Consider the following 12,165-nt stretch of genomic DNA (forward strand, 5'->3'; position numbering starts at 1 on the left):
TGGCGTTCCGGCCCTATCCTCCGCCCCCGTTGGCGGCGCCGCCATCTTTACCCGGCCACTGAACGGCACATGTGAAAGGAAAGAAACAGCAGCCGAAAACCCTTACACCTCGACTTTCACCCCGATCAGCCGCTCATGCAGCTGCAGCGCAAATCGGTCGGTCATGCCGGCGATATAGTCGGACACGATCCGCGCCAGCGCTGTGCGGTCCTGTGCAGCCGCGATTTCGGCGTGCCAGCGCTCCGGCATGTCCTGCGGATTGTCCAGGAAATAGGGAAACAGCGCCTCGACCACCTTGGCGACCTTGGCGCGCTTCTCCATCACCGAGGGCGCCCGGTACATGCGGGTGAACAGGAAGGCGCGGATTTCCTTCAGCCCCTCCCAGATCTGCGGCGAGAACTGCACCACTGGATGATCCAGCGCCCGCACCTCCTCGACGCTTTGCACGCCGGTGTCCGCCAGCAGGCTCCGGGCGGTGGAAATCACATCCCCCACCATCACCCCGAAAAACCGCCGCAGCGCCTCGTGCCGGCGGCGGTTCGGGTCCAGGCCGGGATAGAGCCGGTCCACCTCGCCATAGGCCTGATCCAATAGCGGCAGCCGCGCCAGATCATCGTCGCTGAACAGACCGGCCCGCAGCGCATCATGCAGGTCGTGGTTGTTATAGGCGATGTCATCCGACAGTGCCGCCACCTGCGCCTCGGCGCTGGCGTGGGTGTGCAGTTCCAGGTCGATGGCAGCATTGCATTCCGCCAAAGCCCAGGGCAGCTCCCCCACCACCGGGCCGTTATGTTTGGCAATGGCTTCAAGGGTTTCCCAGGTCAGGTTCAACCCGTCGAATTCAGCGTAATGGCGCTCCAGGCAGGTCACGATGCGGATTGCCTGGGCGTTGTGATCAAAACCGCCGTAGGGCTCCATCAGCGCGTGAAGCGCATCCTCGCCGGTGTGGCCGAAGGGCGTGTGACCCAGATCATGCGCCAGCGCCACCGCCTCGGTCAGTTCCTGGTTCAGCCCCAATGCTCCTGCAATGGTGCGGCCCACCTGCCCGACCTCGATGGAATGGGTCAGCCGGGTGCGGTAATTGTCGCCCTCATGCTCCACGAAAACTTGCGTCTTGTGCTTCAGCCGCCGGAAGGCGCTGGCGTGGATGATCCGGTCGCGGTCGCGCTGATAGGGCGAGCGGAAGGAGCTTTCCTCCTCCGGCACCTGCCGCCCGCGGCTGCGGTCCGGCATCGTGGCATAAGGTGCGTGCAATTCAAATCTTTTAACCAAAGCCAGGGCTCCACATCTTGCCGCTTGAATTGCACCTTTCTATATAAAGCTTTGCACTGCAACCTACGCCCATGGAGAAACCCCATGAACCTGCCTCCGAAAGTCACCGACCGTGCCTTTGCCCGGCTGGCCGAGATCGGCGCCGCGGGCCAGGGCCAGGCGCTGCGGGTCGCGGTGGAGGGCGGCGGCTGCTCCGGCTTCCAGTACGAGATCGCGCTGGATGAGGCCAAAGAGGACGATTTGGTGCTCGAAGGCAAGGGCGAAAAAGTCGTGGTCGACAGCGTCTCCCTACCGTTTCTGGAAAACGCAGTGATTGATTTCACTGAGGAACTGATCGGCGCGCGGTTCACCATCGAGAACCCCAACGCCACCTCCAGCTGCGGCTGCGGCACCTCGTTCTCGATCTGACCCCGCTTTTCCGATGCGGAAACGGCCCGGAAAGCGCCTGCTCGCCGGGCCGGAATTACCGCCTGTGTCCAGCGCCCCTTGCGGAGCGCTGCGGATCAGGGCTCAGGTGCTACGGATCGGTCCGCAGCCGCCCGGCGCTGCGCAGCCGCGGCATCGCCGGGGCAAACTGATCCCAGACCAGATAAAGGCCGGAGGCAATCACGATGGCGCCGCCGAGATAGGTGGAGGCAGGCGGGAACTCCCCGAAGAACACCGCGCCGATCACCGCCATCCAGATGAACTGCAGGTTCATCAGCGGCGTCACCGCATACGACGCCAGCAGCCGCAGTGCCACTACCAGCAGCCAGCGCGCCCCGAACAAGAGGAACGCATAGGCCGCAGCCCAGGCCACATCTGCCAGCGGCATCGGCAGCCAGACAAAGGGCAGCACCAGCAGCATCGCCGCGCACAGGGTCAGGTTCGGATAAAGCACCTGCGCCAGCGCGTTGCTTTCATAACGCCCGATAAACCGCGCCATGGTCATGGAAAACGTGCCGGAGACCACCGCGCCAAATGCAATGATGTGGCCCCAGTCCGCATGCGCCCCGCCGTCGTTGTGGGGCAGCAGGAAAAGCACCCCCGCAAATCCCGCCGCCAGCGCAATCCAGGCCGCCGGGCGCACCGGCTCCTTCAGCACCAGCCCGGACATCGCGCCTGCCAGCAGCGGCATCAGCCCGATAAACACGAACACCTCGGCAAAGGGCAGCAGCCGGAAGGCATAGAAGAAGCACACGGCGGCAATCAGCGTCGCCACCGACCTGAGTGCCATCGCCCGCGGGCAGGCCGTGCGGAACCCGCCGCGCTGGCCCGGCAGCCGGTCGGCCAGCAGGCAGAAGACTGCCACCATGGCGCCGGACAGCGCATAAAGCTGCGCCGCCGCATACTGGCCCGCCAGCAATTTCGTGATCCCGTCGGCGGAGGCGATGAGCCCGGTGTAGGCCACCACCAGCAGCGCGCCCGCCAGCGCCTGCCTGCGTGCGCACAGCATCACGCCGCCCCTGCGCTGCCCGCGCGGGCAAAACCTTCGAAAAAGCCGGGAAACCCGGCGCAGCTGCGCTCAGCCGCGGCAAGCAGCCGGTGTTCTTCCTCATTCAGCAGGGCTTCGGCGTGCACCTTGACCGCGCTCCAGCTCGCGCGGGCTGCTCCGGCGTCAAAAACGGCTTCTGAAAGGCTTTTCAAAATACTTCCTCCCCGTACAGCTGACACATGCACGCCCCCTGCGGGAACCGCCTGCCGGAAAGGTTTTCGCCCGGACAGGATCATGAGCCAGTTGGCAACAAAATACTCGTGATAAGAATCGTGAAGTCCAGAAAATTCTCGTTCTGATAGAATAAAAGCGGAAACCTGCCTGTCAAGCCAGCGCTCCCAGGCGGCGGGCGGCTGCTGCCCGGCATAGCGCAGCGCAATGCAGATCTCGGCCAGCAGATCGGCGTTCTGATCCAGGAAGGCTACCAGGCCGGCGAACTCCAGGCTGGTCAGCGCGGCCTGCGGCAGCTGCGGGTCGCGGCGGCCGTATTCCGACAGGTAAAAGACGATGTGGGTCAGCTCGTATGCCGCCTTCTTATTCGGGATGGCAAAGGTCTGCGGGCAGCAGATGAAGGCCCGCAGCCGGTCGTCCAGCCCGTCGTCGCGCAAGTTTTCACCGCGGCGGGCCAGCAGGCGGCGGGCCTCGGCGCGCTGCAAGTCCGACAGCTCTGCCTGCGCCAGCCCCTGCGCCTGGACCCATGCCGCCAGTTGCGCCCCGGTCTCTCCGGGCAGGCCCAAATCCTCCAGATCCAGGCAGATCGACAGGATGAAACGGTAATACTGGCGGAAGAAACTGATATGCCGCGCCGCGCCGTCATAGAACATCTGCAGCGGCGCCAGGGCTTCAGGGGCGACATCGGCCCCGGTGCACTCCAGGATGTTCAGCAGTTCGGCGTTTTCCTTGAGCCAGAACACGTCCTCCTGGCTGCGCCGGTGCGTCGAGAAACCGGCAATCAGCGCCTCATGCGCGGCCGCCCGGGACTGACGGGCGGCGGGAGAGAAGAACGGAATGATCTGGGCCATGGAAACCTCCTGCGGATGGATGCGGCGCGGCTGAGGGCGGCCCCGGCCTGGAGCCGCCCGGAGATCCGGGGCCGGGAGGGAGGCCGGCCCCGCGCTGATCAGCTGCCCGAGGAGAACAGCCGGGTTGCGTCGCCGTCGCTGGTACGGGCCTCTGCCGCCGGCGCGGAGCCGGAGGAGAACAGATGCGTTCCTTCGCCCGCGCCAGCCTCCGCCGTGGCTGCCGGGGCCGAGCCGGAAGAGAACATCTCCACCCCTTCGCCAGCCCCGGTTCCGGCCTGCGCCGCGGGTGCGGAGCCGGAGGAGTACATGCCTGTCAGATCGCCAGCTGCGGCTACATTTTCTGCCGCCGGGGCGGAGCCGGAGGAGAACATTTCCGTCAAACCGCCCTCCGCAATCTCAGATTGCAAAACAGGCGCCGACCCGGAGGAGAACATCTGCACCAGATCCCCCTCAGCAGCAGCCGCCCGCACCGCCGGGGCGGAGCCGGATGAGAACATCTCCACCAAATCGCCGGCAGCGGTATCACTGCGGGCCGCAGGGGCTGAGCCGTTGGAGAACAGGCCGGTTTCGCCGCCTGCCCAGCTGTCCGACATCTGCGGCATGGAGCCAGAGGAGAACAGCGAAACACCCTCCCCTGCAGACAGATCCGCGGTGCATTCGGGCGCCGAACCGGAGGAGAACATCTCCGTCGCCTCGCCCCCGTACAGGCTGGCGCCTGCGGCCGGGCGGGTTGCGCGGATGGTCTGGATTTTACGCTGAGCAGTCATGTTGGAACCCCATTCGTTAGAGACAAAAGGTTCCTTGACGCTGGCACGGCAATCGCGCAGCGCAAACAAAAAATGCAATTCTACATTGCATTTTGTAATTCAGATTACTTTAACTTCAAGCTGCTATTTTTTGCGCAATTTCAATTAATTCGACTTATCCACAGGTTATTCACCACGTTATTCACACGCACATTATTGCAAAATAAGGAAACTCAACCTGAGGGTTATTTTTCACCCGTGCAAAACGGACCCGAATTCCCGGCCGCAGGTGATTCGCGTGCCGCGCATCGGGCTTGCCCCGGAGCGCTGATTCAGCGATAGGTCGGCTGGAATAAAGAAATCTGCGCCGGAGGCAAGCCATGAAAATCGCCACATTTAATATCAATGGCATCAAGGCCCGGGCGCAGGCGCTGCCGGACTGGCTGGACGAGGCGCAGCCGGACGTGCTGCTGCTGCAGGAAATCAAGTCAGTGGATGAGGCCTTCCCGCGCGAGATCTTCGAGGAGCGCGGCTATAACGTCGAAACCCATGGTCAGAAAAGCTTTAACGGGGTGGCGATCCTGTCGAAGCTGCCGCTGGAGGATGTAACCCGCGGGCTGCCCGGCGACGACAGCGACGAGCAGGCGCGCTGGATCGAGGCCACCGTAGTGGGCAAGCAGGCGATCCGGATCTGCGGCCTCTACCTACCCAACGGCAACCCGGTGGAGCTGGAGGCCGATGGCAGCCCGGTGGCGGGCGGCAAATACGCCTACAAGCTGGCCTGGATGGAGCGGCTGAAGGACCGGGCGGAGGCGCTGCTGGCCGAGGAGATGCCTGCGCTTATGGCCGGCGATTACAACATCATTCCGCAAGCCGAGGACGCCAAGCGGCCCGAGGCCTGGGTCGAGGACGCGCTGCACCGCCCGGAAAGCCGCGCCGCGTTTCAGCGGATCGTCAACCTGGGTTTTACCGAGGCCTTCCGCGCCCGCCACCAGGGGCCGGGGCATTATTCCTTCTGGGACTACCAGGCCGGCGCCTGGAACCGCGACGACGGTATCCGCATCGATCATTTCCTGCTGACACCGCAGGCCGCCGACCTGCTGCTGGACTGCCGGATCGACAAGGACGTGCGCGGCCGCGAAAAGCCCTCCGACCACGTCCCGGTCTGGGTTCAGCTAGATAACTGAGCGCCATCCGCGCCGCGCCCTGACGCGGTACCAAGCCCAACCTGCTCCGGTTCATTTCAACGAACCGGAACCGGGCGGGAGCCTCCCCTTGGCGCCTCAGGCAGTGACGTCGTGGCGGTAGATCCAGTCGAACTGGCTGACCATGCGGTCCGGCGCAAAACGGCCGCCCAGTTTCAGCACCTGATGCGCAGGCCAGTTGAGCGGCGCGCGCAGGTGGTATTTCCAGGCGTTGCTGCTGGCGGCCTTCACCACCTTCTCTGCCCGGTCGCGGCGGCGCGACTGGTACAACACCAGACCAGCCTTCAGCCCGGGCGCCTCCTGCAGCGAGCGGGCCAGAACCCAGGCATCCTCCAGCGCCAGATTGGCGCCCTGGGCCATGAACGGCAGCGTCGGATGCGCCGCATCGCCCAGGATCGCGGTGTTCTCACCGTGCCAGCTGGCGGCCACCGGATGGCGGAACAGCCCCCAGAGCAGCACCTCCTCCACCGCCTCAAGCAGCGCCGCGGCGGCGCCGCCGAAGCCTGAAAAGGCGGCGCGCAGGTTGGCCGGGTCGTCCCTGAAATGCCAGCCTTCCTCGGCCCAGGCGCGGCGCTCCTGCACCGCCACCAGGTTCATCAGGCTGCCGTCGCGCAAGGGATAGGCGACCAGATGCCGCCCCGGCCCCATGAACACCTGCGCCTCCGGCGGCAGGTTCAGGTGGTTCGGCACGGTGGCGCGCCAGGCCACCTGGCCGGTGAAGGAGGGTTTGCGCTCACCGTTCAGCGCTACCCTTGTTTTCGAATGCAGCCCGTCGGCGCCGATCACCAGGTCGCCGCCGCAGTGGACGCCGTGGCCGAGGTGCACCAGCGGCTGCGGGCCGGGCTCGACCCGCTCTGCCTTCTGCAGCAGCCGCACCTGCACGCCTTCGCGCCGGGCGGCGCCGGCCAGGATGCCAACGAGGTCGGAGCGGTGCACGAAGTAATAGGGCAGCCCGGCGGCGTATTCATCCAGATCCAGCCGCAGCACCTGATTGCCGCGGCGGTGGCCGCGCAGCACCACCGCGCGCGCCCGCTGCGAGCACCAGGCCAGGTCATCCGCCAGCCCCAGCGCCTTCAGCACGGCCACGCCATTGGGGGTGATCTGCAGGCCCGCGCCGACCTCGGAGATCGCCTCGGCCTGCTCCAGCACGGTGACAGCTGCGCCAAACCGGCGCAGCGCCAGCGCCGCGGCCAGGCCGCCGATCCCGGCGCCGATGACGTTTATTTTCAGGCCTTTGAGTTCCATGGGCTCCAGCAGATTCTCCGCCCGCCCCCAATGAAACAAAAAACGCCGGAGCAAAAGGCCCCGGCGTCAATGTTTTGTGCGTTTCCGCCGCTGAAATCAGCGGTTAATCGTCGCGGTGGACTTTTTCGCGGCGCTCGTGGCGTTCCTGCGCTTCCAGGCTCATGGTTGCGATCGGACGCGCATCGAGGCGCTTCAGCGAGATCGGATCGCCGGTCACTTCGCAGTAGCCGTATTCGCCTTCATCGATGCGGCGCAGCGCCGAGTCGATCTTGGCGACCAGCTTGCGCTGACGGTCGCGGGTGCGCAGCTCCAGCGCGCGGTCGGTCTCTTCGCTGGCACGGTCTGCGACATCCGGGATATTGCGGGTGCTGTCCTGCAGCCCCTCAATGGTGTCGCGGCTGTCCGCCAGCAGTTCCTGCTTCCATTCCAATAGTTTGCGTCGGAAATACTCAAGCTGCCGTTCGTTCATGAACGGCTCATCTTCGGCCGGGCGGTAGTCGTCCGGCAGAAACACTTCTTGCTTCATTTCGGCTCCTTCGGTCTGGCCCATAATGTTGGTCATAATTTGCACCTGAACATTTTGGCTCCCCCTCTTCCGCAGCGTTTATCCCTATCGGCAGGGAATGTCACTACACAATAGTGGCGCGGTTTGGTTAAAAGCGTGGTAACAAGGCGGCAACCACGGCTGATACGGGAAAGATATGCGATTTCAGGGCACTAAGGAATATGTTGCAACGGACGATCTGAAGGTTGCGGTGAATGCCGCGGTCACGCTGGAGCGTCCGCTGCTGGTCAAGGGCGAGCCCGGCACCGGCAAAACGGAACTGGCCAAACAGGTCGCCAGCGCGCTGGGGCTCCGGATGATCGAGTGGAACGTGAAGTCCACCACCCGCGCGCAGCAGGGCCTCTATGAATATGACGCGGTGAGCCGCCTGCGCGACAGCCAGCTGGGCGAGGAGCGCGTCCATGATGTGAAGAACTACATCCGCAAGGGCAAGCTGTGGGAGGCGTTCGAGGCGGACGAGAAGGTCGTGCTGCTGATCGACGAGATCGACAAGGCCGACATCGAGTTCCCCAACGACCTCTTGCAGGAGCTCGACAAGATGGAGTTCCACGTCTACGAAACCGGCGAGACCATCAGGGCAAAGCACCGGCCGGTGATGATCATCACCTCCAACAACGAGAAGGAACTGCCGGACGCCTTCCTGCGCCGCTGCTTCTTCCACTACATCCGCTTCCCGGATGCGGAGACGATGAAGAAGATCGTCGAGGTGCATCATCCCGGCATTAAGGAGGCGCTGCTGACCGCCGCGCTGACCCAGTTCTACGAGATCCGCGAAACCCAGGGTTTGAAGAAGAAGCCGTCTACCTCCGAGGTGATCGACTGGCTGAAACTGCTGCTGGCGGAGGATCTGAGTCCAGAGGACCTGGCCCGCGACGGCGCCAATGCCCTGCCCAAGCTGCACGGAGCGCTGTTGAAGAACGAGCAGGACGTGCATCTGTTCGAGCGCCTTGCCTTCATGGCACGCGGGCGGCGCTGACAGCACAGCGGCAGGCGCAGTTCCGGGCGCCTGCCTGTTTCGCTTCAAATCGCCTCTGCATTCCCCTATCTGTGAAAGACAGAGCCAGGCTGCGCCAGCCCGGCCGGTAGGAGACACCTGAGTGCCCGCTGACGCTGCTTTGCATGTGACCAAGCCCTCCCGCCAAGACGGGCGGCGCCTGCTGTCCGGGATTGCGGCTGCTCTGGCAGCGCTGGCGCTGGCCGGCTGCACCGCCCCCGCTGCCCGGGTCGAAGCGCCGACACGGGCCGCTGCAGCGCCGCTGGCGCTGCCGCCTGTCAAGGTGTTCACACCGCGCGCCGCGCCGCCGCCGCAGCGCTCCAATGCCGAGATCGCCCGCGATTTCCTGGACCTGCATTTCCAGCTGGAAGGCGGCAGCACCCTGCCCCACTTCACCCGCTTTGAAACCCCAATCACCCTGCGCGTCACCGGCACGCCCGCGCCCGGGCTGAACCGCGACCTGGACGCGCTGCTGGCGCGGCTGCGCAACGAGGCCGGGATTTCCGTCCGACGGGTTTCCGGCGCCGACGCCGGCATCACCATCCAGTCGGTCTCCCGCGCCGAGATCCGCAGGGCGCTGCCCAAGGCGGCCTGTTTCGTGGTGCCCAATGTCTCGTCGCTGGCGGAATACCGGCGAAACCGGCGCAGCCCGCGCACCAACTGGACGCAGCTGCGCAGCCGTGAGAAACTGGCGGTGTTCATCCCCAATGATGTTGCCCCGCAGGAAGTGCGCGACTGCCTGCATGAGGAGCTGGCGCAGGCGATCGGGCCGCTCAATGACCTGTACCGGCTGCCGGATTCGATCTTCAACGACGACAACGCCCATTCGGTGCTGACCGGGTTTGACATGCTGATCCTGCGCGCCACTTACGCGCCGGAACTGCGCACCGGCATGACCCGGGCCGAGGCCGCCGCCCGCCTGCCCGCAATCCTGGCACGGCTGAACCCGGGCGGCGCCCGCAATGCCACCCAATGGCTGCCGGAAACTCCGCAGGACTGGGCCGCTGCCTATGAACAGGCATTGGGGCCGAAATCGGCGCTGCGGGAGCGGCTGCGCGCGGCCAACAGTGCGGCCGCGATTGCCCGCAGCCAGGGCTGGACCGATCACCGGCGGGCCCAGAGCCACTATACCCTGGGCCGGATGCTGAGCATCCGCGAGCCGGAGCTGGCCCTGCAGCATTTCCAGACCGCCCAAGGCTTTCTGCAGCAGCAGCCCGGCACCGGCATCCACCAGGCCAAGCTGGCGGTGCAACTGGCAGCCTATGACATCTCCGCCGGCAACGGCGCCGCCGCCCTGGCGCGGCTGAAACCTGCGGTGGCTGCCGCCGCGGCCCACGAAAACGCGGCCCTGCTGTCGACCCTGCTGATGCTGCAGGCGGAAGCGCTGGACCTGGAGGGCCGCGAGACAGAGGCGCGCGGGGTCAGGCTGGACAGCCTGGGATGGGCGCGTTACGGGTTTGGCCCGGATTGGGTGGTGGAGGCCCGGCTGGAAGAAGTGGCGGCGCTGCGCCCTTCCGGCTCCTGATCCTGCAACAAGAGACAACGGACGGATAAGACCATGATCGTAATTGCCGGTGTGCTGCTGGGCGCCCTGATTGGCGCTGTGAAGGCCCGCAAACGTGGCGGCAACACCCTGGACATGCTGCAATACGGGGCTGTCCATGCCATCATCTTTGGTATTCTTGGCCTGCTGGCAACCATCCTGACCCACCGGGTGCTGGCGTAACTGCTTACAGAGGCCCCGCGATGTTCCAGCCCTTCTTTGAAAACCTGCGCAAGGCGTCCATTCCGGTCAGCTTGCGCGAGTACCTCACCTTTCTGGAGGGGATGAAGGCCGGGCTGGCGACCTATGACATCGAGGCCTTCTACTTCCTCGCCCGCGCCGCGATGGTGAAGGATGAGCGCAACATCGACAAGTTCGACCGCGCCTTTGCCGCCACTTTCGAGGGGCTGGAGGCGATCCCGGCGCAGGCGGTGATGGAAGCCGTCGACATTCCCGAGGACTGGCTGCGCAAGATGGCCGAGAAACACCTGAGCGCAGAGGAAAAGGCCGAGATCGAAGCGCTTGGCGGCTTCGAGGCGCTGATGGAAACGCTGAAGGAGCGGCTGAAGGAACAGCAGGGCCGCCATCAGGGCGGCAATAAATGGATCGGCACCGCCGGCACCTCGCCCTTTGGCGCCTATGGCTACAACCCCGAGGGCGTGCGCATCGGCCAGGACAAGAGCCGCCACCAGCGCGCAGTCAAGGTCTGGGACAAGCGCGAGTTCAGGAACTTCGACGGCGATGTGGAGCTGGGCACCCGCAATATCAAGGTCGCCCTGAAACGGCTGCGCCGCTGGGTCCGCGAAGGCGCGCAGGAAGAGCTGGATCTGGACGGCACCATCCGCTCTACCGCCGAGCACGGCTATCTGGACGTGAAGACACGGCCTGAGCGGCACAACGCGGTAAAGGTGCTGCTGTTCCTGGATGTGGGCGGTTCGATGGATCCGCATATCCAGGTGGTGGAGGAGCTGTTCTCTGCCGCCCGCGCCGAGTTCAAGCACCTGGAATACTACTACTTCCACAATTGCCTGTATGAGGGCGTCTGGCGCGACAACCGGCGGCGCTGGAACGAGAAGACCCCGACCCATGAGGTGCTGCGCACCTACGGGCCGGACTATAAGTGCATTTTCGTCGGCGATGCCTCGATGAGCCCTTACGAGATCGCCTATCCCGGCGGTGCCAACGAGCACTGGAACGAGGAAGCGGGCCAGGTCTGGCTGCAGCGCGCGCGCGAGGCCTGGGCGTCGAACCTGTGGATCAACCCGGTGCCGGAAAAGTATTGGGATTACACCCATTCAATCGGCATGATCCGCGAGATTTTCGAGGACCGGATGGTGCCGATGACGCTGGATGGCTTGGAACGCGGCATGCGGGAGCTGAGCCGCTAGGCGGCATCGTGTCATACAGCCAAGCCCTCCCGCGCCTGCAGGTGGCGCGGCTGGCGCCGCCCCCCCCTTGGCAGCCTTGGGCATGGCATCCTGCCCGCAGGGCAGGATGCGCGCCGGAGCCGCGGCTCCGGCGCCGGGCCCAACCGGGAGGCGGGCATGCCACATGCACGCTGGACGGGCGGGAGGGCCGTCCTGGTGTTTGATCCGGCGTTAACTGCCCGCCAGCCCCCAGGCACCCAGAGCTGCCACAGGCACAAACAGCCAGCCCTGCGGCAGCAGGCCGTAGCGCGCCCGGCGCAGCGGCGGCAGCAGCAGGCCAACCGCCGCCATCATCGCGGCCATTGCAGTTCCGGCCAGCGCCAGCCCCTCCGATCCGCGGGCGCCGAGGAACAGGAACAGCGCCATCAGCCCCAGGCAGCCGGTGACCAGATGCCAGCACAGCAAGGTGGTCTCGCGCACTACATCCGGCAGCTGCCGGTCCTGCGCCAAGGGACGGGCGCATTCGCGGCCTCCAACAAAGGCATGAACAATCATCCACAGGGCAGCCAGAAAGGCGGCGGCGAGAAAACTCCATTGCATGTCAAATCTCCTGAAAAATCGGCGCCTGCGGGCGGGCCGGAGGCGGCAGGGGCAATCTGCGGGCAGTCTGACCATACCCGCCCAGGAAGCGCCACCGGCATTTCTGCCGCAGACTCCGGCCACCGCACAAAG

General features: G+C 65.2%; 13 protein-coding genes. 6 read left to right on the forward strand and 7 right to left on the reverse strand.

What is annotated here, in order from left to right; all coding sequences use genetic code 11:
- Window positions 1-102: 102 nt before the first annotated feature.
- Complete coding sequence (locus LHL23_RS02305; RefSeq protein WP_226428799.1) at window positions 103-1,254, reverse strand: deoxyguanosinetriphosphate triphosphohydrolase; 1,152 nt, start codon at window positions 1,252-1,254, stop codon at window positions 103-105.
- Between the two features lie 102 nt (window positions 1,255-1,356).
- Here LHL23_RS02305 and LHL23_RS02310 point away from each other — a divergent pair, with 102 nt between their 5' ends.
- Window positions 1,357-1,680: a HesB/IscA family protein gene (locus tag LHL23_RS02310; protein ID WP_226428651.1), complete on the forward strand. Its 324-nt coding sequence runs from the start codon at window positions 1,357-1,359 to the stop codon at window positions 1,678-1,680.
- A gap of 109 nt (window positions 1,681-1,789) precedes the next feature.
- Here LHL23_RS02310 and LHL23_RS02315 read toward each other — a convergent pair whose 3' ends face one another.
- The 3 genes from LHL23_RS02315 to LHL23_RS02325 form a co-directional block, all read right to left on the reverse strand.
- Window positions 1,790-2,707, reverse strand: coding sequence for a DMT family transporter (locus LHL23_RS02315; RefSeq protein WP_226428652.1), 918 nt, complete (start codon window positions 2,705-2,707; stop codon window positions 1,790-1,792).
- Window positions 2,707-3,768 (reverse strand): DUF6902 family protein, encoded by a 1,062-nt coding sequence (locus LHL23_RS02320; RefSeq protein ID WP_226428653.1) that lies wholly within the window; start codon window positions 3,766-3,768, stop codon window positions 2,707-2,709. The genes LHL23_RS02315 and LHL23_RS02320 overlap by 1 nt, the downstream gene beginning before the upstream one ends.
- 98 nt (window positions 3,769-3,866) lie before the next feature.
- The gene (locus tag LHL23_RS02325; RefSeq protein WP_226428654.1) at window positions 3,867-4,535 is read right to left on the reverse strand and encodes a DUF6749 family protein; all 669 of its coding nucleotides are present in this window, start codon (window positions 4,533-4,535) and stop codon (window positions 3,867-3,869) included.
- A 359-nt stretch (window positions 4,536-4,894) separates the two neighbouring features.
- Between LHL23_RS02325 and xth the strand changes: the two genes are divergently transcribed.
- Window positions 4,895-5,701 (forward strand): exodeoxyribonuclease III, encoded by an 807-nt coding sequence (gene xth, locus LHL23_RS02330; protein WP_226428655.1) that lies wholly within the window; start codon window positions 4,895-4,897, stop codon window positions 5,699-5,701.
- Between the two features lie 96 nt (window positions 5,702-5,797).
- On the opposite strand, the gene LHL23_RS02335 is transcribed toward xth, so the two are convergent.
- Window positions 5,798-6,964 carry an FAD-dependent monooxygenase gene (locus LHL23_RS02335; RefSeq protein WP_226428656.1) on the reverse strand — a complete coding sequence of 389 codons (1,167 nt, stop codon included), beginning with the start codon at window positions 6,962-6,964 and terminating at the stop codon, window positions 5,798-5,800.
- A gap of 103 nt (window positions 6,965-7,067) precedes the next feature.
- Complete coding sequence (gene dksA / locus LHL23_RS02340; RefSeq protein ID WP_222476260.1) at window positions 7,068-7,490, reverse strand: RNA polymerase-binding protein DksA; 423 nt, start codon at window positions 7,488-7,490, stop codon at window positions 7,068-7,070.
- Window positions 7,491-7,665: 175 nt separating this feature from the next.
- Between dksA and LHL23_RS02345 the strand changes: the two genes are divergently transcribed.
- The 4 genes from LHL23_RS02345 (at window position 7,666) to LHL23_RS02360 (ending at window position 11,454) form a co-directional block, all read left to right on the forward strand.
- Window positions 7,666-8,505, forward strand: coding sequence for an AAA family ATPase (locus LHL23_RS02345; RefSeq protein ID WP_226428657.1), 840 nt, complete (start codon window positions 7,666-7,668; stop codon window positions 8,503-8,505).
- A gap of 121 nt (window positions 8,506-8,626) precedes the next feature.
- Window positions 8,627-10,048 (forward strand): DUF2927 domain-containing protein, encoded by a 1,422-nt coding sequence (locus LHL23_RS02350; protein WP_226428658.1) that lies wholly within the window; start codon window positions 8,627-8,629, stop codon window positions 10,046-10,048.
- 33 nt (window positions 10,049-10,081) lie between these two features.
- The gene (locus LHL23_RS02355) at window positions 10,082-10,249 is read left to right on the forward strand and encodes a hypothetical protein (protein WP_226428659.1); all 168 of its coding nucleotides are present in this window, start codon (window positions 10,082-10,084) and stop codon (window positions 10,247-10,249) included.
- A gap of 20 nt (window positions 10,250-10,269) precedes the next feature.
- Window positions 10,270-11,454 (forward strand): vWA domain-containing protein, encoded by a 1,185-nt coding sequence (locus LHL23_RS02360; protein WP_226428660.1) that lies wholly within the window; start codon window positions 10,270-10,272, stop codon window positions 11,452-11,454.
- Between the two features lie 210 nt (window positions 11,455-11,664).
- On the opposite strand, the gene LHL23_RS02365 is transcribed toward LHL23_RS02360, so the two are convergent.
- A complete protein-coding gene (locus tag LHL23_RS02365; protein WP_226428661.1) occupies window positions 11,665-12,033 on the reverse strand; it encodes a hypothetical protein in 369 nt (122 codons plus the stop codon).
- Window positions 12,034-12,165: the final 132 nt, after the last annotated feature.

Origin of the sequence: Leisingera sp. McT4-56 (genome assembly GCF_020514995.1) — a bacterium.
GTDB classification, from domain to species: Bacteria; Pseudomonadota; Alphaproteobacteria; order Rhodobacterales; family Rhodobacteraceae; genus Leisingera; species Leisingera aquaemixtae_A.

What these genes read in the sequence shown, in the direction of transcription:
- LHL23_RS02335 (WP_226428656.1), bottom strand. Translation starts at nt 6,964, where the DNA reads ATGGAACTCAAAGGCCTGAAAATAAACGTCATCGGCGCCGGGATCGGC.
- LHL23_RS02365 (WP_226428661.1), bottom strand. Translation starts at nt 12,033, where the DNA reads ATGCAATGGAGTTTTCTCGCCGCCGCCTTTCTGGCTGCCCTGTGGATG.
- LHL23_RS02315 (WP_226428652.1), bottom strand. Translation starts at nt 2,707, where the DNA reads ATGCTGTGCGCACGCAGGCAGGCGCTGGCGGGCGCGCTGCTGGTGGTG.
- LHL23_RS02325 (WP_226428654.1), bottom strand. Translation starts at nt 4,535, where the DNA reads ATGACTGCTCAGCGTAAAATCCAGACCATCCGCGCAACCCGCCCGGCC.
- dksA (WP_222476260.1), bottom strand. Translation starts at nt 7,490, where the DNA reads ATGAAGCAAGAAGTGTTTCTGCCGGACGACTACCGCCCGGCCGAAGAT.
- LHL23_RS02355 (WP_226428659.1), top strand. Translation starts at nt 10,082, where the DNA reads ATGATCGTAATTGCCGGTGTGCTGCTGGGCGCCCTGATTGGCGCTGTG.
- LHL23_RS02360 (WP_226428660.1), top strand. Translation starts at nt 10,270, where the DNA reads ATGTTCCAGCCCTTCTTTGAAAACCTGCGCAAGGCGTCCATTCCGGTC.
- xth (WP_226428655.1), top strand. Translation starts at nt 4,895, where the DNA reads ATGAAAATCGCCACATTTAATATCAATGGCATCAAGGCCCGGGCGCAG.
- LHL23_RS02310 (WP_226428651.1), top strand. Translation starts at nt 1,357, where the DNA reads ATGAACCTGCCTCCGAAAGTCACCGACCGTGCCTTTGCCCGGCTGGCC.
- LHL23_RS02320 (WP_226428653.1), bottom strand. Translation starts at nt 3,768, where the DNA reads ATGGCCCAGATCATTCCGTTCTTCTCTCCCGCCGCCCGTCAGTCCCGG.
- LHL23_RS02345 (WP_226428657.1), top strand. Translation starts at nt 7,666, where the DNA reads ATGCGATTTCAGGGCACTAAGGAATATGTTGCAACGGACGATCTGAAG.